Source organism: Sulfuricurvum sp., assembly GCF_030691015.1.
Lineage (GTDB): Bacteria > Campylobacterota > Campylobacteria > Campylobacterales > Sulfurimonadaceae > Sulfuricurvum.
In genome coordinates this window covers 297985-319463 of sequence record NZ_JAUYFF010000002.1, presented here as the reverse complement: position 1 = coordinate 319463, position 21479 = coordinate 297985, and the positions used below count along the sequence as shown (strand labels likewise).

At 44.2% G+C, this 21479-nt stretch carries 22 protein-coding genes and 1 pseudogene; 4 read left to right on the top strand and 19 right to left on the bottom strand.

The features are described 5' to 3' along the window. The first annotated feature begins 1 nt into the window (after nt 1). Entirely contained in the window at nt 2-475 is a 474-nt protein-coding gene (locus tag Q8O20_RS05290) for a peptidylprolyl isomerase (RefSeq protein WP_305530295.1), read from the top strand. Between the two features lie 8 nt (nt 476-483). Here the strand turns inward: Q8O20_RS05290 and Q8O20_RS05285 are convergent, their stop codons facing one another. The 9 genes from Q8O20_RS05285 to gltB are packed head-to-tail and all read right to left on the bottom strand — an operon-like array spanning nt 484 to nt 11318. Continuing rightward, nucleotides 484-1473, bottom strand: a complete 990-nt coding sequence (locus tag Q8O20_RS05285) for a tRNA-dihydrouridine synthase (protein ID WP_305530294.1) — start codon at nt 1471-1473, stop codon at nt 484-486. Nucleotides 1474-1519: 46 nt separating this feature from the next. Then, a complete protein-coding gene (locus Q8O20_RS05280) occupies nt 1520-2542 on the bottom strand; it encodes a hypothetical protein (RefSeq protein WP_305530293.1) in 1023 nt (340 codons plus the stop codon). Nucleotides 2543-2554: 12 nt separating this feature from the next. Next, nucleotides 2555-2908 carry an RNA polymerase-binding protein DksA gene (gene dksA, locus Q8O20_RS05275; RefSeq protein ID WP_015653385.1) on the bottom strand — a complete coding sequence of 118 codons (354 nt, stop codon included), beginning with the start codon at nt 2906-2908 and terminating at the stop codon, nt 2555-2557. A 9-nt stretch (nt 2909-2917) separates the two neighbouring features. Beyond that, on the bottom strand, nt 2918-3376 hold the full coding sequence (locus tag Q8O20_RS05270; RefSeq protein WP_305530292.1) for a 23S rRNA (pseudouridine(1915)-N(3))-methyltransferase RlmH: 459 nt from the start codon (nt 3374-3376) through the stop codon (nt 2918-2920). Continuing rightward, nucleotides 3373-3930: a thiamine phosphate synthase gene (locus Q8O20_RS05265; RefSeq protein ID WP_305530291.1), complete on the bottom strand. Its 558-nt coding sequence runs from the start codon at nt 3928-3930 to the stop codon at nt 3373-3375. Before Q8O20_RS05265 ends, Q8O20_RS05270 begins: the two co-directional genes overlap by 4 nt. Further along, nucleotides 3930-4772 (bottom strand): acetyl-CoA carboxylase, carboxyltransferase subunit beta, encoded by an 843-nt coding sequence (gene accD, locus Q8O20_RS05260; protein WP_305530290.1) that lies wholly within the window; start codon nt 4770-4772, stop codon nt 3930-3932. The genes Q8O20_RS05265 and accD overlap by 1 nt, the downstream gene beginning before the upstream one ends. Further along, nucleotides 4769-5497, bottom strand: a complete 729-nt coding sequence (locus Q8O20_RS05255; protein WP_305530289.1) for an inositol monophosphatase family protein — start codon at nt 5495-5497, stop codon at nt 4769-4771. The genes accD and Q8O20_RS05255 overlap by 4 nt, the downstream gene beginning before the upstream one ends. Beyond that, complete coding sequence (locus tag Q8O20_RS05250; RefSeq protein ID WP_305530288.1) at nt 5497-6879, bottom strand: glutamate synthase subunit beta; 1383 nt, start codon at nt 6877-6879, stop codon at nt 5497-5499. Before Q8O20_RS05250 ends, Q8O20_RS05255 begins: the two co-directional genes overlap by 1 nt. Nucleotides 6880-6884: 5 nt before the next feature. Beyond that, nucleotides 6885-11318 (bottom strand): glutamate synthase large subunit, encoded by a 4434-nt coding sequence (gene gltB / locus Q8O20_RS05245; RefSeq protein ID WP_305530287.1) that lies wholly within the window; start codon nt 11316-11318, stop codon nt 6885-6887. Nucleotides 11319-11498: 180 nt separating this feature from the next. On the opposite strand from gltB, the gene recO reads away from it, so the two are divergent. Then, nucleotides 11499-12116 (top strand): recombination protein RecO, encoded by a 618-nt coding sequence (gene recO / locus Q8O20_RS05240; protein WP_304740582.1) that lies wholly within the window; start codon nt 11499-11501, stop codon nt 12114-12116. Here the strand turns inward: recO and Q8O20_RS05235 are convergent. Next, complete coding sequence (locus tag Q8O20_RS05235) at nt 12113-12952, bottom strand: protein-glutamate O-methyltransferase CheR (protein WP_305530286.1); 840 nt, start codon at nt 12950-12952, stop codon at nt 12113-12115. The genes recO and Q8O20_RS05235 overlap by 4 nt on opposite strands. After that, nucleotides 12936-13523 carry a CheB methylesterase domain-containing protein gene (locus tag Q8O20_RS05230; RefSeq protein WP_305530285.1) on the bottom strand — a complete coding sequence of 196 codons (588 nt, stop codon included), beginning with the start codon at nt 13521-13523 and terminating at the stop codon, nt 12936-12938. The genes Q8O20_RS05235 and Q8O20_RS05230 overlap by 17 nt, the downstream gene beginning before the upstream one ends. 117 nt (nt 13524-13640) lie before the next feature. Between Q8O20_RS05230 and Q8O20_RS05225 the strand changes: the two genes are divergently transcribed. After that, nucleotides 13641-13895 (top strand): hypothetical protein, encoded by a 255-nt coding sequence (locus Q8O20_RS05225; protein ID WP_304740588.1) that lies wholly within the window; start codon nt 13641-13643, stop codon nt 13893-13895. Between the two features lie 10 nt (nt 13896-13905). Here the strand turns inward: Q8O20_RS05225 and Q8O20_RS05220 are convergent, their stop codons facing one another. The 6 genes and pseudogenes from Q8O20_RS05220 to Q8O20_RS05200 form a co-directional block, all read right to left on the bottom strand. Further along, nucleotides 13906-14310, bottom strand: a complete 405-nt coding sequence (locus Q8O20_RS05220; RefSeq protein ID WP_304740590.1) for an Rrf2 family transcriptional regulator — start codon at nt 14308-14310, stop codon at nt 13906-13908. After that, nucleotides 14310-14753, bottom strand: a complete 444-nt coding sequence (locus Q8O20_RS05215) for a DUF4395 domain-containing protein (RefSeq protein ID WP_304740592.1) — start codon at nt 14751-14753, stop codon at nt 14310-14312. The genes Q8O20_RS05220 and Q8O20_RS05215 overlap by 1 nt, the downstream gene beginning before the upstream one ends. A 125-nt stretch (nt 14754-14878) precedes the next feature. After that, nucleotides 14879-15250 (bottom strand): response regulator, encoded by a 372-nt coding sequence (locus Q8O20_RS05210; RefSeq protein ID WP_305530284.1) that lies wholly within the window; start codon nt 15248-15250, stop codon nt 14879-14881. After that, nucleotides 15247-15663, bottom strand: coding sequence for a CZB domain-containing protein (locus tag Q8O20_RS11960; protein ID WP_371131547.1), 417 nt, complete (start codon nt 15661-15663; stop codon nt 15247-15249). Before Q8O20_RS11960 ends, Q8O20_RS05210 begins: the two co-directional genes overlap by 4 nt. A gap of 84 nt (nt 15664-15747) precedes the next feature. After that, nucleotides 15748-16044 (bottom strand): annotated as a pseudogene (locus tag Q8O20_RS11955) (methyl-accepting chemotaxis protein); the annotation flags it as partial. A gap of 514 nt (nt 16045-16558) precedes the next feature. After that, entirely contained in the window at nt 16559-18469 is a 1911-nt protein-coding gene (locus Q8O20_RS05200) for an ATP-binding protein (RefSeq protein ID WP_305530283.1), read from the bottom strand. 99 nt (nt 18470-18568) lie between these two features. Between Q8O20_RS05200 and Q8O20_RS05195 the strand changes: the two genes are divergently transcribed. Continuing rightward, nucleotides 18569-19081, top strand: coding sequence for a rhodanese-like domain-containing protein (locus Q8O20_RS05195; RefSeq protein WP_304740601.1), 513 nt, complete (start codon nt 18569-18571; stop codon nt 19079-19081). A 5-nt stretch (nt 19082-19086) separates the two neighbouring features. On the opposite strand, the gene Q8O20_RS05190 is transcribed toward Q8O20_RS05195, so the two are convergent. Continuing rightward, the gene (locus tag Q8O20_RS05190; RefSeq protein ID WP_305530282.1) at nt 19087-20364 is read right to left on the bottom strand and encodes a hypothetical protein; all 1278 of its coding nucleotides are present in this window, start codon (nt 20362-20364) and stop codon (nt 19087-19089) included. Beyond that, nucleotides 20361-21476 carry a tRNA (uridine(54)-C5)-methyltransferase TrmA gene (trmA, locus tag Q8O20_RS05185; RefSeq protein WP_305530281.1) on the bottom strand — a complete coding sequence of 372 codons (1116 nt, stop codon included), beginning with the start codon at nt 21474-21476 and terminating at the stop codon, nt 20361-20363. Before trmA ends, Q8O20_RS05190 begins: the two co-directional genes overlap by 4 nt. Nucleotides 21477-21479 lie beyond the last annotated feature (3 nt).

The following is a 21479-nucleotide window of genomic DNA, read 5'->3' as shown; positions in this document are numbered from 1 at the left end:
TATGACCATCAAAAAAGACTGCATCGTCACCATCGACTATCACATCAATGACACCGAAGGAAACCTCCTCCACGAAGAAGAGGAAGCTCTTGTGTACCTCCACGGTAACTACGGTCATATCTTCCCGACCGTTGAAGAAGCACTAGAGGGAAAAAGTATCGGAGAGTCGTTCAAAGTGACGCTATCGGCCGATAAAGCATTCGGAATTTATGACCCTTCATTGGTTGTTACTGAAGCCCTTAGCGAACTACCGGTAGAAGTAACTGTCGGGATGGAACTGGACGGATATTTCGAAGAGGATTCTGAGGATGTCATTATCTACACCGTCAGTGAAATAGAAGGCGATCACGCAACTCTCGATGGAAATCACCCACTTGCGGGAATGGATCTCATTTTCGAGGGAACCGTTTTAGATATTCATGAAGCGACACCCGAAGAGATCAAAGAGATACAGGAATTTCACCACCAGCATTGATTTAATAATTAGCACTCACACTTCATATCGGAGGCTTTGAACCCCTCACTGATCTGTCGATGGGTGAGAAAAAACTCATCAACCACCGCGCGGAAGTGTACGGGATCATCGATACGATTGACGAGATCACGCAGCGCCGATGCCCCCTCGTATCCTTTTGAGTAGGTATGAACGTGTTTACGGAACGTCACGACACCACGTGAGCCGTAACAGCTCACCATACCGTCCAAATGCTCCATTATGATTGCGTGTTTAACCATTAAATCGACCGTAGCACTGCCCGTTTTGAGCTGATGGAAAATCCATGGTGCACCCACCGCTCCGCGACCGATCATAACACCGTCCGCTTTCGTATGCTCCAGTACCCATTGCGCCTTCTCAAAAGAATCAATATCACCGTTGGCAATCACAGGGATACCGATAGAGGCTTTTATCTCTCCGATAGCGTCATAATCGACGGGAGCTTTGAATTTACCCGCACGGGTACGCCCGTGAACGGCAAGAAAATCGGCACCGCAGCTTTCGACGAGCTTGGCAATCTCGATATGATTTTTCGTCTCGAATCCCAAACGGATTTTGACACTGAGGGTTGATTTGTTGGATGTCTTTTTGATCATTTCAATAATACGTGCCATACGGGGCAAATCGTTCAATAATGCACTTCCCGAACCGTGACAGACGATTTTAGGGACGGGGCATCCGCAGTTAAGGTCGATAATATCAATATCATCGATAGTATTTAACACCTCTACGGCACGACGGACAATATCCTCTTCCGCTCCGGCAATCTGAACCGAATAGGGATCTTCATTGGGACTTCTCTCCAACATACGAATCGTTTTAGCTGAACCGTATGCGAGGGCATTGGAACTGATCATCTCACTCACCGTCAGATCGGCACCGAATTTTTTAACGACGTTACGAAACGGTAAATCAGTGTATCCCGCTAATGGGGCAAGCGCATAAATAGGAGTAGAAAAGTCAAGTTTGGGAGTCATTAAAAATACCTTGGAAGAGGAAAGGCAGCAAAGCTACCTTTTTTACTTAGCAACTGCGACGTAAAAAGATCGCAATATCGTAGTGCTTGTTGGCACGTTTAAGATCACGGTACGCTTTAAAAATCTGAAAATCGGTATGAGCCGTGTTGTTCAGAATTTCATTCGCCGTATCGATCATTTGCAAATCATAAAGGGTATAAAGATACCCCTCCATCGCATCATCATTGTTTTCACTTAGCATTTCAAACAAGCGGATACGCTGTTCAGGAAGCATATTTTTCGACATAGCCGCTGAAAGATCAATCCAATCGTTACTGCTGAGTTTAAGTGCAGAAAAAATAGTCGCCAACTCTTCATTCGAAATTTGGATACCGTTTTCTGCCGCATTCACACGTTGAACAAAATCAACCAATGACGCTTTTGTAAAAAGATTTTTGAACTTCATAACCGACCCGATAGATGCCGTTTTAACATACGACTCGTATGCTTTAGCACATACGATTTCACCGTAACTCTCAGGGCGAGAAAGGATCGTATCCGCATCAATCTCACCGCGTTCAAAACGGTTCAAATTATTTTCAATCGCGATGGAAGTGGTATTCGACAAGTGAAATTTTTTGATCTCTACTTTTTTCTTCTCTTTGACATCGCGCATAAGTTGAAGTGCTTCGTCGATTTTTTCGTTTCCGACACTGCGAAGCGTTTCATACGGCAAAACGAGGGCATTGTCAATCAACTTGCCCATCAGTTTATACGCATCGCTTTTGTAAACGTAATTGCGCTCATTGACGCCCAGCAATGAATCACGAAGGGCATCAATCATTTTTTCATGGTCTTTGTTCAAACGACGAAGTTTGAAGTTCCCTACCAACGCATAGATACCCATATGCAGCAAACTGGCAAGGTACATAATAATGAGAGGTACAACCACCCAAAATGCAACCGGTAAGTTTGGAAAATGCATCCCTAACAAATCAAATGAAATTGATTCGTTATCGATAGAATAAACCGCAGCAGCGACTAGAAGTATCAAAATTAGCGATGCGATGGTATACCGTTTTAGTTGCATTTATTCTCCCTCTTAATGTTTGTTTTTTTCAACGATCGGACGACACACGATACAATATTTTGCATGCGGTTTAACTTTTAAACGTTGAAAACCGATATCATCTTCACACATTTCACAAATTCCGTATTGTTTGGATTTGATTTTATAGAGTGCCGCTTCGATCTCTTCCAATTCATGCATCTGTTGTGAACCGATCGCATTTTCGACCATATTGTCATTACTTGCAGATGCATAATCACCTTCGTCGTTCAGTTCCATCTCGCGCAACTGGTTCATTTCGCTCTCGACGCCGGTAAGATTTTTGATAATCTGAGCTTTACGCGTCAGTAATATCTCCTCGAAATACTGCAACTCATGGTCTCTCATCAATGCTCCTCATTTGTGGTACGGATGGTTTGCTAACAGTGAATAGGCACGGTATATCTGCTCTAACAGAACCGCTTTTGCGATTTTGTGGCTCATAGTCATATCAGATAAACTTATTGCCACATCACATTGATCTACAAAACTTTTTTCAAAGCCGTAGGCTCCACCTATAAAAAATTGCAACGAAATTTTATCACTTATAAGCTTACTAAATGCAAAACTATCCATTTTTTTTCCCTCAGGATGCAACGCAATCGAGTAATTTTTACCCAACATCGGTGAAAGAAGCTTAGAATACGCCACTTGGGAAGCCTCAGAACTGATGGTGTGGGCTTTTACGATCTCTTTGGGGAATAATTCGATATCCTCACACTTTGAAAAACGGGAAATCATCTTCATTAAATCCTGATAGAGAGGATCGTATAGTGAGCGCTCTTTTTTCGCAATCGATATGATTGAGATATTCACAGCAGTCCTGACCCCACAACACGATAGGTTACGTGTTGGAAAGTATCATCCAGTTTTACCCCACCGATAGCGGCGACAGGGTGCTTGGAGTGCGCCGCAATCTCATCGAGCCTTTCCCCAAGAACTTTGGCTTCCGATTTTGTCGATGTGGCGCGATACGCCCCTAATCCGATGTAATTGATGTCAAGGGTATTTGCAATGTCAATCTCGGCGGCATTATGGGTGGAGAGACCGATAATTTTATCCTCGCCGATCGCCATTTTCAAAATCTTGATCGCACGAGAGGGATCGGGATCGATCGCATACAAATCTTCCTGACCGATATGAACACCGTCGCAAAAAGGGGCGAGTTCATAATGGTCATTTATGATTAAAAATCCTTCCCACACTTGGCGAAGGGCAATCAAATCGGTTTTAATGGTTGCAATATCGGCATGTTTGTTTCGGTATTGGAGGACACTTGAGCCTAACGATTTAGCACGTGCCGCAAACGAGAGGATAGTTACCCCTCCTTTGTGCAATGTATCGATGTCACAAAGGGCGTAAAGCTGCATTAGGGAAGAAGCAATTTGAGCATATCGCTCAAGGTCTCTTTGAGTTCGCTCCGCTCTACGATCATATCGATGGACCCTTTTTCGAGTAAGAACTCAGCACGCTGAAACCCCTCAGGAAGATCAGAGCCGATCGTTTGTTTGATAACGCGCTGACCGGCGAATCCGACCAAAGCACCCGGCTCGGCGATAATAATATCCCCAAGCGTTGCAAAAGAGGCACTGACCCCACCCATCGTCGGATCGGTCAGTAATGAGATATACGGAAGTTTTGCGGTGGACAATTTTGCCAAAGCCGCAGAAGTTTTCGACATTTGCATCAAAGAGAAAGTACTCTCCTGCATCCGTGCCCCGCCGCTGGCACTGACAATAATCAATCCCATCCGCTTCTCTATCGCACGATTGACCGCACGGACGATTTTTTCCCCTTCAACAGAACCGAGTGACCCGCCCATAAAGTTGAAATCAAACACAACAAGCTGCGCAGGAACATCATTAATCGTACATTCACCGCTCACCACTGAAGAGTAGGTGCCGTTTTTCGCATACCCCTCTTCAACACGCGCCGCATAGCTTTTTTTATCGACAAAACTCAACGGGTCAGTCGGACGGAGATTAGCGTCAAATTCAACAAAACTGCCCTCGTCGGCAATAAGGGCTAGACGTTCTTTAACGCCGATACGGAGGTGAAATCCGCATTTAGGACATACATGATTTTGTTTTTCAATCTCTTTATAATACATCAGTGACTGGCACGAGGGGCATTTTACCCAGTGAGACGGTGCCTCACTTTTAGTGGGTTGTTTTTTCTTTTCGGAGTCTCCGAACAGGTTAAATAGACTCAAAAATACTCCTTTTCTACAATCGAACGTATCTGCTCAAAAAGCTCTTTATCCGCACATATGAGGAGGTATCTATCATCACAAAAGAGGTGAAGATGCTCACTCAAATAGAGTCCGGCTTGGATATCGTATGGGCGCATTGTACCTAAAAATAGCACATATTTCACATAAGGGGCATACGCCAACGAGAGAGCCAGTGCTCCGGGGGATCTGAATTTAAGCCTTTGAGCCATCAATTTTTTAATCAAATCAGGATGCTCGGGTGCTTTTTCAAAAAGGCCGATTTTGGCGGAAGTGTTGATGTTGATTTCGTGTTTTATGAGAGGATTTTGCAATGTTGATTTGTAATATTCATCCTCGGTTCGGACGAACAGATCACCGTTTGCAAGATTGCAGACAAGGGCTTCCGTCGTTTTTCCTGAGCTGACACGAGCTATAGATATGCCGTAATATGGGAGTTGTGAAACAAAATTATCACTGCCGTCAATCGGGTCAAGAAAAATAGTAGTTTCCGATTGGGGGCTCATCCACCCGCTCTCTTCGGAAAATATTGACCCATAAGTGGAGAGATGAGAAAAGCAGATTGCTTCGGCTCGTAAATCAGCCCCGTTGCTGATGTCTCCGCCCATTCCCCTCTCATGAAGTAAAAACAACGAAGAGTTACCCTCTTTTACAAGCGCATCTACTTCTTGGCAGGCAAGAATAGCGGATTGGATAAACCCGTTCATCAACCCAGCAATGATTTCATAATAGAGCGTGCCGCTTCGCGTCCGTCATACGCTGCGGTGACTACCAAATCGGCACCGCGATAGCAGTCCCCTCCGGCATAGATTCCCGATGTTGTCGTTTCATGTTTCTCATTGACGATAATACCGCCCCATGAATTAACGGTGATACCGTTTTCCGCTAAAAACGGCGGTACACACGGATCAAACCCGAGCGCCATAATGATAACATCAGCATTGACGTTAAAATCGCCCCCTTTGACCTCTTCCATCTTTTGGCGGCCAGACTCGTCTTTCACTCCCATAATGGTTTTTGCCATATGGATACCGACCGCTTTGCCGCCGTCATTCAAAATGACCTCTTTCGGAGAGGCATTAAACGTAAAGTCAACCCCCTCTTCAATCGCATTTTTGTACTCTTTTACCGAACCCGGCATATTATGGGCATCACGACGATAGAGACAGGTAACGCTTTTTGCCCCTTCACGTTTTGCACTGCGGACACAGTCCATTGCAGTGTCCCCACCTCCGACTACAACGACATCGAGGTCTTTGAAATCGAATTTTTTCTCATACGAAAGGGAAAAATTCTTACGTTGGATCGCGGTGAGATACTCCATGGCAGCATACACATTGGAAGCATTTTCCCCTGATATTTTTGCCGTTTTGCTTTTAGTCGCACCGATTCCGATAAATACCGCATCATGTTTGTCCGCAATAGCATCAAACTCGATATCTTTGCCCACTTCGCAATTTAACACCAATTCCAATCCCGCTTCAAGAAGCAAATTAACGCGGCGTTCCACGATTTTTTTATCAAGTTTAAAATTCGGGATACCATAGGTAAGCAAGCCCCCCGCACGGTCACTGCGCTCGTACATCGTGACCGCAATACCGGAGCGGAGCAAGTATGTAGCCGCTGAAAGTCCCGCAGGACCCGAACCGATAATCGCTACTTTTTTATCCGTTGTAATCCCCGGAAAATAGGGTTTAAGCCCTTGTTTAAACCCCTCTTCGTTAATAAAGGTCTCGATACCGCCTATCGTAATCGCACCGTGGCCGTCATTAAGGGTACAATCCCCTTCACACAGACGATCATGAGGGCAAACACGCCCCATCACTTCAGGAAACGGTGAGGGCTCGTTGGAGAGGTTAAATGCAAATTTCAAATCTTTTTCCGCAACCGCTTTAAGCCATTGCGGAATATAGTTATGCAACGGACATTTGTTCAAACAAAACGGATCTCCGCATTGGATACAACGATCACTTTGGCTGGAAGCATCGCTGCTTCCCATCGGTTCATAAATCTCGCTAAAATCTTTTAAGCGCTGTAATACTAGGCGTTTCGTGGGGTCGATGCGCTCAATCGTTAAAAATTCTCTCATATTTCTTAGTCCCCTTTATCCGGATTGAGTGGCAATTTTGTTAAGTTTTTCGGGCGTACAAGCCAGAAGTTTCGGATCTCTACACGGAAATTTTTAAGTAGCATTCGACCCATCTCACTTTCTGTCTCGGCAACATACTCTTTGAGAAGACGTTTGAGATAATGGCGTGCTTCATCCCCATCATCCGTATCGATACGAAGGGCATCAACGAGTTCACGGTTAACGTTTTCAACAAAACTGTGATCTTTGTCGTAGACGAATGCAAACCCGCCTGTCATACCTGCACCGAAGTTGATACCGGTTTTTCCGAGAATCACGGCAACACCGCCCGTCATGTATTCACACGCGTTGTCCCCTGTCCCCTCAACGATGGCAAGTGCACCGGAGTTACGTACAGCGAAGCGCTCACCGACCGATCCGGCAATAAAGAGTTTTCCTCCCGTTGCACCGTAAAGACACGTATTTCCACCTGCAGCAAATGCTTCACCCTGATTTTGAGACCGGATAACAATTTTACCGCCGTGCATCCCTTTTCCGATGTAATCATTCGCTACACCCTCAAGATGGATAGAGACACCGTTATTGAGGAATGCTCCCAATGCTTGACCGGCAATCCCTTTGAGCTGGAGACGTATCGTATCGGCTTTAAGTCCTTTGTCTCCGTAATAGTGGGCGATTTCACCGCTGATTCGGGCACCGAAGCTACGGTTAAGATTACAAATATCACGTGTGATACGGATAGTGCGTTCAGGGTGTTTGATCGAGTCCATCACTTCTGCAAGGACTTTTTGCTCAAATGCATTGTCATCAAACGGTTCATTAGAAGGTGATTGACAGGTATTTACCCCCTCTTCACGATGCAATACCGAACTAAAATCGAATTTTTTAGCGAATTCCGTGTCAACCACACGAAGCAAATCACTTCGTCCGATCATCTCTTCCATCGTTTTATAACCCAGCTGCGCCATAATTTTACGTACGTCTTCCGCCAAATAGGTGAAGTAGTTGATCAACTGCTCAACCGTCCCCTCAAAATGTTCACTTCGAAGTTTTTCGTTTTGGGTTGCAATACCGACGGAGCATTTATTGACATGACAGATACGGAGCATTTTACATCCGATGATTGTGAGTGCTCCCGTACCGAACGCATAGCTCTCAGCCCCTAATAGTGCTGCTTTGACGATATCCATACCCGTTTTGAGTCCTCCGTCGGTTTGAACGTGAACCAGTCCTCGGAGATTGTTGACTTTAAGGGCATTATGAGCTTCGGAAAGTCCGAGTTCCCATGGATTTCCTGCGAACTTGATAGAAGTAAGCGGTGCGGCACCCGTACCGCCATCTCCGCCTGAGATAATAATTTTATCGGCGTATGCTTTCGCTACACCCGCGGCAATCGTACCGACACCTGCGGCAGAAACAAGTTTAACCGCCACTTTTGCGTTCGGGTTGACCTGTTTCATGTCAAAAATAAGCTGCGCCAAATCCTCAATCGAATAGATATCGTGGTGCGGCGGAGGTGAGATCAAGGTAACGCCCGGCATGGTATAACGTAAGCGTGCGATGAGACCGCTCACTTTATGACCAGGTAACTGACCACCCTCACCCGGTTTTGCCCCTTGGGCTACTTTGATTTGAATCTCTTCGGCAGAGCGGAGATACGCCGGAGTAACCCCGAAACGTCCCGATGCAACCTGTTTGATTTTAGAGTTTTTGAGGGTTCCGAAACGCTCAGCGTCTTCTCCTCCCTCACCTGAGTTGCTTTGTGCGCCGATCGTGTTCATCGCAACGGCGATGCATTCATGCGCTTCAGGGGAGATAGACCCTAAAGACATTGCCGCTGAAGCGAAACGTTTAAAAATAGCCTCTTTAGACTCTACTTCTGAAATATCGATAGCGCTACGATCGGATTTGAATTCAAAGAAATCTCGGATAAATTTTTGTCCGCGCCCGTTAACCAAACTGCTAAGACGATCAAAATCTTCCTTCTTGCCGGTTTTGGCAACAAGATGAATCGCATGAATCACATCCGGATTGAAATCATGATGCTCTTGTCCGTTGTAGAACTTATAGTATCCCCCGATTTTAAGCGGGAAAATCGTATTAAATCCGCTCACTTCAAACGCATCTTTGTGGTTACGATCAAGTCGTGCATCGATGTCTTCGTAAGTTAGCCCAGGAATCATCGCATGCGATTCGCCGAAACATTCATGAACGATTTCACGGCTTAGACCCATGACATCAAACAATCCTGAATTACGGTATGACGCAATCGTTGCAATCCCCATTTTCGACATTATTTTGAGCAATCCCGCATTGAGGGCATAATGAACCGATTTAAATGCTTCGGAACAACTGACATCCTTATTGTGCTGCTCGATATGCGCTGCAACCGTCGTAAATAACAAGATAGGATAAACGGCACTTGCACCATACGCGATCAATGTCGCTGCACCGTGAGAATCGATCACCTCAGATGTACACGCGACAATCGAGACCAAATGACGGATACGCTTATCTAACAATCCTCGGCTGATTCGCCCTACCGCCATAGCCATCGGAATCGTTTTGTGCTCTTTGTCAAAACCGCTCTCTTCAAGGATAACAATGCGGACACCCTCTTCGGATACCGCTTTAATGATAGTTTCAACCAACGTTTCCAACGCCGCTTTCAATCCCCCTTTATACGCCGTTGAGAAAACTCCGTTCGTATAATGAGATTCATAGCGCGGTGATTTAGGATCACCGAATGATTTGAGAACATCAAGTTTTTCACGCGTAATGATCGGGGATGTCGCTTTAAGACGGTGTGCGTGCGAAGGGATTTCATCCAAAATATTATGGGTTTCACCGAATCCCGTATTGAGACTCATCACCACTTTTTCGCGAATCGGATCGATCGGAGGGTTGGTTACTTGAGCAAAACGCTGTTTGAAATAATCAGAGAAATGACGTTGTTTTTCACTGAACGCAGCCAATGGAGTATCATCCCCCATCGATCCGACCGCCTCTTTGCCATCACGCATCATCGGCTCAATCACCTGTTCAATCACCTCTTGGGTAATATTATAAAAACGTTGACGCTGAATAAGGTTAGTGGCATCGTATTCACAACGGGTTCCATAATGTTCTTCAACATGTTCTTGAAGATAGATCATGTGCTCGTTGAGCCATTTCATATACGGATTGGAAGATTTAAGATATTCGTTAATATCGCCGTCTTTCAAGACTTTACCGAATTTCAAATCCAATCCGATCATTTGGCCGGACTGCAAACGTCCGCGCTCTTTGATCTGATCCTCAGGGATATCGATAACACCGTATTCACTCGCGATGAGGAGTGTGTCATCATGGGTAATGATGTATTTGGAAGGACGAAGACCGTTACGGTCAAGGACACATCCGATATAGCGTCCGTCGGTGAGGGAGAATGCCGCCGGTCCGTCCCATGCTTCGAATACGGTAGAGTGGTATTCGTAAAACGCACGGAGTTCAGGATCCATATGAGGAGCATTTTGCCACGGCGCAGGGATAACGGCACGTGCCGCTTTGAAAAAATCCATACCGTTGATAATCAAAAACTCGAAAAAGTTGTCGGCACTCGCACTGTCCGATCCGCCCGGCTGAAGGATAGGGAGAAGGCGCGCGATCTCTTCGTCGGTGAACACTTCACTTTTGATCGATTCAGATTTTACCGCGACATTAAAACGATTCGCTTCGACCGAGTTGATCTCACCGTTGTGGGCAACAGCACGAAACGGCTGAGCCAAACGCCATTTAGGAAGCGTATTGGTCGAGAAACGTTGATGGAAAAGGGCAAATGAAATTTTGAATTTCTCATTTTGGAGATCCGTGTAAAACTCTTTAATATGAGTGGGCATAATAAGCCCTTTGTACGATACGACGCTGGTTGACATCGACGCGATATAAAAATCGGAATCCTCAACCAATTCATGCTCAATCTCTTTTCGGCTGAGATAGAGCAATGCGTCAAATCGCTGTGATGCCATCAACGAATCAGGAGTAATAAAAATATGATAAATAGCAGGGAGGGTAGCCAATGCTTGTTCACCCAAAGCATTCGTATCGACGGGAACCAAACGCTCTAGTACTACCCTAAGATCATTATTGGCACAAACCCGTTTTAAGACTGACAACTGAGACGGATCTTGGGTAAATACTACCGCAACCGCATACATTTTAGGAAGTTCTACCCCCTCCTCTGCTGCAGCTGCGCGCATAAATTCACGCGGAAGAGATAAAAGAAGACCGCTTCCGTCACCCGTTTTCCCATCCGCCGCAACTGCACCGCGGTGCATCATACGCTCTAACGCGGTAATCGCGTTCTCCAAGTTTTCATGTGAAGGTCGGTTTTTGATATTTGCTATCAAACCGAATCCGCAGTTATCTTTAAATGATCGTAATAGGTCTTGGTATTCCACTCTAATCGTCACCTTTCACCATAAAATTCGGCAAATTATTATTTTTTAATCTCTTTTTAAACATAAGTAGTTTAAAGAGAAATGAAATTTGCTTATTTTACTGATTGTTAGGTTAAAAAAGGTTAAAATGACGGCAAATAATGAAGATATTAAAAAATAATGTGTAGAGTAGAACCATAAATGCAGGGCTTCATCATCAAACTCACCCGTGTACGCGAAGAAGATATGATTGTCACTATCATAGCGGAGGAAAGCTTACAGACCCTTTACCGCTTCTACGGAGCACGCCATAGCCCTATCAATATGGGGTTCAAAATTGATTATGAACCCGAACACTCTCTAAAATCTTCCATTCCCCGAATGAAAGACGTTATCCATCTCGGCTTTCCATGGATGAGCCAGTATGAGCGGCTACGATTGTGGCAGCAGTTTATCACCCTCTTTCATCCCCATCTCAAAGATTCCGAATCGATCGGAGAGTTTTATTTCGCCCTTTTAAATGATGCATCGCTGCGCTGGAGCGATCAAAATCCCAAACGGGTCGCCATCGAATCGTATGTCCGGCTACTCGATCATGAGGGGCGGTTGCACCGCGAACTCAACTGCTTTTTCTGTGACCTTCCGATTGAAGAGGATATTTCCCTGATTCGGGCTTTTTTACCCGCACACACAAACTGCTCCCATACCCTCTCTATCAATCCTAAGGGATTGGAGTGGCTCTATACCAATGCCTCGACCCTGTTTTTAGATGATAAAGAGATTGAGAGACTGTGGTACGTACTCAATGAAGGGCTCTAACGGATCGTATAAAACTTAATCCCCTCTTCATAACGTTCTAATAACGTCGGGGGGGTCTTCACAAAATCGGCATGTCCGAAAAAGAGATATGTATCTTTACTGCGGGCAAGTCGACCGAGCCGCTCAACGGCACGTATAACCGTAGATTCATCAAAATAGATAAGCATATTGCGTGAAAAAATAATATCGAATTTACCCATTTCAAAAAGGTGGTCATCAAAAATATTAAGGGTATAGAAGCTCACGAGACGTTTGACGTCATCCGAAATTGTGAATATTTTATCCTCTTTGATAAAATATTTTTCCTGTACTGATGACGCTGTTTTATGAAGTGATCTCGCATTATAGCGCCCCTCCCTCGCCAATGCTACAACATCACTGTTGATATCTAAAGAAATAATTTCGATCCTCTGTGCCGGAATTCCCCCCTCTAGTAAAGCCATTGCGATGGAATACGGCTCCTCCCCCGTAGAACCGGGAGCGCATAAGATCCGTACCTTCTCCTTATTTCGAGAAACTTTTTCCACAAAAAAATATATTTGGCGGGATTCTCTGAAGAAATAGGTTTCATTCACGGTTAAGACATTGATTAACGCTTCTAAAATTGCGCTATCACTTTGAAGACGCGAATAGAGCTCATCAAAAGAATAAAGGTGATGGTTACGACAAAAATGGATCAGTTTGGACGTTGTAATCGACTCTTTTTTTTTAAAATGGATACCGGTGATCGCGGTAAATTTATCCAAAACTGCTTGAGGGTCAAGAAAATTTTCAATCTTTTGTGCAGCTTGTTCATCCTCTACAGGAAGTTTTTTTGATTTAAACCATCCGAACATCTAACCCTCCGTACTCTTTTATCCGCTCAATAATCTCTTCGATTGAGCCGACATTGCCGTTGCACACCAACTCTTTTGCACGGCGAGGCATACCGTAAACGATAGAACTCGCCTCACTCTCAAAGAGGCAATCACCCCCTGATTCATACAGCGATAATGACCCGAGCGCTCCATCATCCCCAATGCCGGTCAAAATTACCCCTAACCGTTTTAACGCAGGTGAGAGGTGCGATGCCGATGAAAATAATAAATCAATTTGAGGATTATAAGGATAATTTCCCTCTTCCATAGGCTCCAGCCAAATCTCCCCCTCTTTTTGAGAGAGACGAGACGTTATCGAACAGATATAAATTTCACCTCTCTCCAGCTTAATAGGAGAGGTAACGGCTACGATAGGAAGGGGTGTTATCGATTGCATTTGATGAACAAAACTGGGGATAAAAGGGGCGCTCATATGCTGTGCAATGATAACGGTTCCGCCAAAATGGCGTTCAAGAGAAGAGAGAATCGAGTAGATTCGACCCGGGCCGCCTGTCGAAGCTCCAATAAGAATTAATGCGGTAATATTCATTCTCGTATTTTACCCCATAAATGACTTCGTTAGCACGTAAGAGAACAATTATTTTAGGTACGTTTTTTGCTTGTACTCTACTAAGAAAATACAAATCCAATTTAAAATGAGTACGGTATGCGCATCAATAAAGCAAGTGAAGCTGTCTTGGCAAAATATGCACCCAAAGAAAAACTACGTGTCCAGCCTTTTTATAAAACCGCTTCAGTGAACAGTAAAAGTTCTAGTTTACAAGATTTTTATCAGGAAGTGTACGCCAAAAGCAATGCTGCGATGGAGCAGGTTTACAACGGGAAAAATGCTCAGGAAATTGAAACCATTATGGTGCAAAATCGTAAACTGATTGAAACAAAACGGAATCTACAGCGATAATTCATATCGTTTAAATTTCATAATAATGAGGTTGATACGATTGATCGAGTTCGGAGAGTTTCATTCCGAAAAGGGCACGCATTTTAGTCTCTATATCGCCCCAGAAATACTCTAAAATTAAACTGGATCCCATGTTCCCTTCTACTTTGTAAAAAGGCCCCTCCAACGCTTCAATAATCTCAATCACATCGATCTCATGGCTGGCTCTGGAGAGCTTATACCCCCCCGACGCTCCGCGAATACTGCTCACCAGATTATTACGTCGTAAAATAGAGAGAAGCTGTTCCAAATAGCCGTGTGAGATTTGTGTCATTGCCGAAATTTCACGCACTTGCATTGCTCTTCCATACGGGGCGTGTGAGAGTACGTGCATAGCAGCGAGGCCGTATATCGCTTTTGACGAGAGCGCTGCCATTACTCAAATCCTTTCGGATAAAGTTTTTTTGCAATGTAATAAATTTTACATCCGACACAATATCCGAAAAACAGCTCCATGGAAGCACAAAATAGAAATATTCCGCCAATAATCAAAACAGCCGAATCCGCATTCAGCCAGTATGCAATCAATAATGCTACGGTAAATCCGACTCCGAAAAATGCTGCCAGACGCTTTGCACCCGCATCTTCCATTTTAACGGGAAACGAAAGCTTTCTTTGAATAAAAAGTGACATATTTTGAATAGGGCTTAAATGTTTATACCCATACAATCGAAGGATAAAATCAATGACTAATAAGATTAATATTACCCAATTGTGTGTCACTAAAAATGCACTAATAGCACTTATTACGAATAATGTATTAATACGGACAACGGTCGCATCTATTTGACGAAAGATAAGGGGGCATTGCTGTGCCATAGTGAACTCCTTAATTTTCACCATTTTAATACAGCTCTCTCTCATTGTCAAGTATTCATACTTACTTACTAAGGTATAAACTTTCGGGACAAAAAAAATGGGGAAAGAATCCCCACCTTTAGAATTTACAGACTCTCTTTTACCAATTCACGAATTTTTTTCTCTACACTCGCCAATGAATCAAACGGCTTGAGTAAATAATGATCTGCCCCTACTTTATGACTTTGCAATACTTTATCCAAGGTCGAGTAGGCGGTCATCATCACGACGACACACTCAGGATCTTTTGCTTTTATCTCTTCAAGAACACTCAAACCGTCTTTTTGCGGCATCATGATATCAAGAAGTACTCCATCGTAATCACCTGCACGAAAGCGACTAACCGCATTGACAGGATTGTCTATGTAGGTAATTTTAAAATCACCCGATCGTCCTAATGCTTTTTCCAGCATCGTTCCGATCGAAGGTTCATCATCCACAATCAATAAACGTATCATTTTACTGCTCCAAATAGTTGATTAATCGCACTTCCCATCAAATCTTCCGTTTTTTCGGCAACCAAAACATCAAGCGCTTCAAAAACGCCGTGACTCGCCTCTTCAATGGTTTTAATACGCTTTTCGATTTGAGTACGAGAACACAATTGTTTCCCCTCACCGCAATCCGCAATCAGAGCATTCGCTTGGGAATGAACCGCAGCATGCGGTGCTTCCAATCGACTGTACGATTTAAGATGGCCGAATTGCTCTTTTCCGATTCCGCCGTCATACCATTTGCCCAAGCGACAGTTATGGTGATCAACCGGTTTGAAATCATTGGCTTGACCGAACAAGAACGCATAAACATTGTTTTTGAAAATAACGTGGTCAATTTTAGCCAAGTTGCTGAAAATATAGTTGCTAATATCCATAATTTCATACACACTGCGTGAAGAGTTACGCTGGAAAACACCCATACGGCTACTGAGTTGCGACACCTCTTCTTTCGTGTTCGAAACGATCCCTGCAAGCTCTTCGGTTGCACTTTCAATCTCATTGGTATCCTGCTGCATCGATTGAATCACGATTTCAATCTCTTTTGTCGCTTTTTGGGTACGTTCTGCCAGTTTTCGCACCTCATCGGCAACAACCGCAAACCCTCTTCCGTGTTCACCCGCACGCGCGGCTTCAATAGCCGCATTCAATGCCAAAAGGTTGGTTTGATCGGCGATATCTTTGATCAGGGCAATAACATTTGAGACTTCATTTGATCGTGAAACAAGACTTGCCGTTGTTGAAAGTGTCCCTTCCATAAGTTCGGCGAGTTTGTTCATATAATCATCGACATGATTGGCAATTTTGAGCCCTTCATCAGACCCTTTGGCTGTTTCACTCGATTGTTGAATCATATCTTTTAGTTTTTCAAGAATATCCATAAACACTTTTTGAGTTGCATTTAATGCCCCTTTAATGCTTTGTTGATGCATCTCAAGTAAACTGCCGTCTTCTCCGCCGACTACGGATGACTTAATGAGGATAAACCCTCTCATCCCGTTACTCATACTTTTAGTAATAACGGACGCTTCGCACTCTCCGACCGCTATTTCAGAGACCCCTTTGGATAACTCTCGTACGACTGTCTCTTTATTGGTAATCGATTCAGCTCTGGCATTAAAAAAAATCGGATCCCCTTGGGGATTTAAAACAACGAGGGCTTCTTTGTCACTTAATGCGGCTATCTCTTTGTAGAGTGCCAATTGCTCTTTAAGACCATTGCACTCTTCTTGCAGCAACCGTTTCTCTTCCTTCAGTTTTACGCTCTCTCCATCAAACCACATCCAATGTCTCCTCATATTTTTTCAACACAATTTCAAAAACTGCACCATGATTTTCGTTACTCACCCTGACACTTCCTCCATGCTTCTCGATAATCGCTTTAGCGACATTCAATCCGATCCCCATGCTCTGTTTTTTATCTCCGCTGATCGCAAAATCAAAAATTCCATTCAACATCGATTCAGGTATTCCCCCTGCATTGTCGCTGATTGTAATGATAATAATATCTTGGTTACAATGAAACCGAATATCAACTCGGCGATTTTCATACGCTATTGTACCCTTTTCGAATTCATCTAACGCATTATTTAACATTATTATCCACACTTGTTCAAGACGGTTGGATATTCCCATCGTCATACACGAGGTTGTATCATAAGTGCTGGCAAGGGTAAATAGCTCTCCATTGATCCAAATCGGAACAATATGTTTAGAACGGTTCATCACGATACGAAGAGCATATACCAGTGTCGTATGAATATTACACGGCTTCATCTCCTCTTTACCGGTACCGGCAAACTCATACATCGAGTTGACAATCGATTCGATTCGGACAATCCCCTCGTGAATCGGTTCAAACAAAGAGAGAGCCTCAGGAATTTTATCCTCACACTCCCATTCCAGTAATTCCAGATTCCCTTTAATGTAGGTAATGGGGGTATTGATTTCATGAGTGATCGCCGCAGCCAAACGTCCTACACTCATCAGTTTCGCATCATTTATTTTATCCTCTTTGAGCCTCTCGAGCGGTGTAACATCGATAAAGTAGAGGATATGATACTCTTCACTGCGTATCATCGGATTGGGCATGGAACTGATATGTACGGTAAAGAATTGCTTGCTTTGGTTCAAATATTCCATCACCAGCCGTCCCTTGATATCTCCGCTGAACACTGACGTAAAAATAGATTCCAATACCTCTTTTCGACTCCATCCTTTTAGCGTGATCGGCTTTAAACCATCCGGCGTTTCAGCAAACCAAGAGCATAAAGCGCACGATGAGAAGAACTCTTTATTATGAGTAAAGCCGTTGAGCTCCAAATATTTTTTATTGACTAAGATTGCTTCATACCGATGATCGAATAATACGGTCAGCGAAGATTCGTAATCAATTAACTGCTCCATACTGGCTACAATAGCCCGATTCACCTCACTCACATCCTGAGCGATACAAACGATCTCTTCTATCTCTCCACGTTGATTACGGATAGCATAAATGGTGCTGTCCACGGTTATCGGCTCACCTTTGGCACTTAAAAGTTCGAGGATTCCCCGATAAATTTCTCCGGATTTAAGCCTCTCTCGAACCAAAGATCGTAAAAAATTCCAAAAACGACGCTCCACAAACCGCATCCAGTGGCTTCCGATCATCATATCACTCTGATACCCCAACAATCGGCATAACAAATCATTTAGCTCGATAATCAAGCCGTTTTCTTCCATACGGATTAAAAGGGAGGTTTTCGAAATCGCTCCAAACATCAGATTAATCTGCTTATACGCTTTTTGTGCCTGTTTAGCCTCTATTGACTGGCGTATCAACCGTTCGGCTACTTTTTTTACCGCACTCGGCAGCAACGGCTTGAGAAGGTATTTGTCGACCCCCACATCTATCGCCTGTAAAAATAGATCACTGCCGTGAGCACTCGAAATAACCACCGTTTTTATGGCAGGATTTTCACTTTTGCTGCGACTGATTGTCTCGAAGATGGCACTGTTCATTTGCATGGGATGGAGAATCAACAGATCGATATCATCGAAAAAATCGGGCAATTCTTCTTGAATACTTACCTCTGCATCAAAACCGAGTAAAACTTCTCCGAAGGGGTCTTTATTGGATAAACTGCTATTTCCTATCGCCCAATCGGTTACATAAACAATCTTTATAATATCAATCATCATTCCGTCATTATTTTTTCATTATAGTACATTAATTTTTTTCATCTGAGTATAATCTTCTTAGGATACAATTCGCAATTACCATTTTGTGAGGATTTTTTGATGAAAAAACTGCTATTTGTACTACTTACTTGTGCGGCGTTGAACGCTGATGACATTTACGAGGGTGACCTTAGCGCTACGGAAGCCCATGAGATGCAAAAAAAAGGATCAGCGATTATTGTCGATGTCCGGACGACTCTTGAATTTATCTATACGGGTCATGGAGAGGGATTTATCAATATCCCCGCGTATGAGTGGACTTATGTCCCGAAATCGGTTGAGGAGCGTGTTAAAAGTGCTGAGTTTGAACTAAAAACCGACAAAACCAAAGGACACGTGGAAATCCAAAAACTCTACGATGCCAAAGAGGTATTTAACAAAAACTTTGTCAGTGATGTCATGAAGGCGATGAAACTCCGTAACGTCGATTCGGTTATCCTCGTCTGCCGCAGCGGCCCGCGTTCAACTGCAGCGGCGAATCTTCTTGCTAAAGAGGGAATTAAAGCCTACAATCTTGAAAACGGATTTATGTTCGGATGGAAAGAGGCAAAAATGCCGTGGGACGGCTATTAAGAGCGTTATCTTCGGATAACGTCGCTCTCTCTTACATACAAATTCTCTCCATCCGCCGTACGCTGCCATACACGATTGACGAAATATCCCGTAATGTGCACCCATCCGCCTGATGGATTTCCTGCCGTAAACGATCGGCGCGATTCCCACGTATCGACCACAGACCCCCCAGGAGCATTGTAAATCGGTGCATTAGATGCCATACGGTACGCAGAGGATTTCCCCTGTTTAACCGGAGTGCTTGCTACTGTAACCGGAGCTTTCAGCTCTTTTGTTGCTGTTGCCTTTGTCGTTTTAGGAGGGGTAAGCTTTTGTTGCAATGCCTTGTTGAGTCTCTCGGTCGCATCAGCCGATTTGAGTGCTACTTTTGCAGGTGGAATCGGGCGATCTTTATAGACTACTTTCTCCACGATCTTCTCTTGCACTACCGGACGATCTTTATAGACTACTTTTTCGACAATTCTCTCTTGGGTAATCGTTTTTGTCCCTTTTTTCAAATTGGCAATCGTCGCCTGAGCCGCTGAGAGTTCACGCTGAAGGGCTACGATTTTTTCTGTCGGTTCTACCACTTTGGTCACAATCTTCTCTTGAACGACAACTGCGGAAGGAGCTTTTTGCATTTGAACTATCATCGCGTTGGCTTTTGAGAGCTCATTTTGGAGAGCTTTGACTTTAGCACTCTGATCACTTATCTTAGGAGTCTGTTCAACCCCTTTAACCTGCGTTTGCCCTTGCATCGGACGGGTACGAAGTTTCTCAATCTCGGCTTTTGCATCGGTTAATGAAACGCGCAGTGCCGCCGCCTCTTTATCGGTTTTCCCCATCGATCTCTCAAGCGTATCTAAATCTGTTTTGGCTTTCACAAGGGCGCGTTTAAGATTTTCCCGTTCGACTTTACTCACTTTGATCGTATTGGTCTCTTTGGCAAGCCGTTCATTCTGAGCGGCAAACTCGCGATATTTTTGATCTTTAGAGGTAAGCGTTTTTTCGAGACTCTGAATGACCCCTCTTTTTTGGGAGAGTTCACGCTCTTGTTCGGTAGTCCGTTTTTTCAGACTTTGCAGTTCACTGTCACGTTGTTTGATCTCATTTTCGAGAGTAGATATCCGCTTTTGATACCCTTTTATTTTAGCCGCTGCATCGGTAGTGGAGAGGGCGTTTTGTTCTTGGCGGCACTCTTCGTATTTTTGTCTGAGTTTGGCTACATCATTGAGAATAGCTTGAGGATCATTGGCACCGTATAGGTACAAGGCACTTAGTACACTCAGTAAAACAGCTCTCACACAGATCCTTTTTTAGTTAACTTCACACCCATTTCTAAATGGTGGGTGTAGGGGAATTGATCGAATGCCGCCATCGCGTCAATCGTATGGGTACGTGAGAGTATCTCTAAATCACGATAAAGGGTTTCAGGATTGCACGAAATATAGAGGAGATGATCGAAACGTGCGGCAAAAGCACACGGTTCTTCCCCCAATCCTGCGCGAGGCGGATCGACAAAAAGGGTTTTGAGGTGATAATCAGCTACATTCAGCCCCTCAAGACGTCGAAATTCACGGACACAATCGAGTGCTTGGGTGAATTCTTCGGCCGACAGGCGGACAAACTCGATATTTTCGACACCGTTGAGCATCATATTTTGTTTCGCCGCTATAATCGAAGATTTAGATATCTCCGTCGCAAGAACCCGATCAAATTTGGCCGCAAAAGGGATCGTGAAGTTCCCCGCACCGCAGTAGAGCTCGAGAAGATCACCGCCGATACCGCCCACTTGAGAGAGCGACCACTCAATCATCTGCTCGTTAACTCTCGGATTCGGTTGAGTGAAACTGTTTTCGATGTGGATGTAGCGGTATTCACGTCCGTTAATGTGAAGTTTTTCGGTGACGTAGTCTTGGGAGAGGATCAGTTTTTGTTTGCGGCTCCGTCCGATAACGTACACACCGAGCCGTTTTTCAAGTTCACGTGCCCTGCTCTGCCACTGCTCATCCAGCGGTTTGTGATAGAGCATACTGAGAGTTACTTCCCCCTCACCTGAGGCTAAAAAATCGACGCCGAAGAGTTTATGGGCAATCTCCAAATTGCTGATTTCAATCAGAAGTCGCTCCATAACCGAGGCAATATGAGGGGAGACGATAGAACATCGCTCGATTTTCAATGCCCCTTGACGATCAAGGCGGCTCATCGCATAGGAGATTCCCCCCTCATCGTGATAAATTTTAAATTCGGCACGGAAACGGTACTGCTCGCTCGGGGAGGGACGAACAGTAATCTCACCCGCATACAAAGGGGAAAACATCGCTTGCACCGCTGAGAGTTTATGGCTTAGTTGCCCTTCATACCCCTCTTCATAATCGCGGCAGCTTCCGCAAATTCCGAAATATTCACACTGCATTGT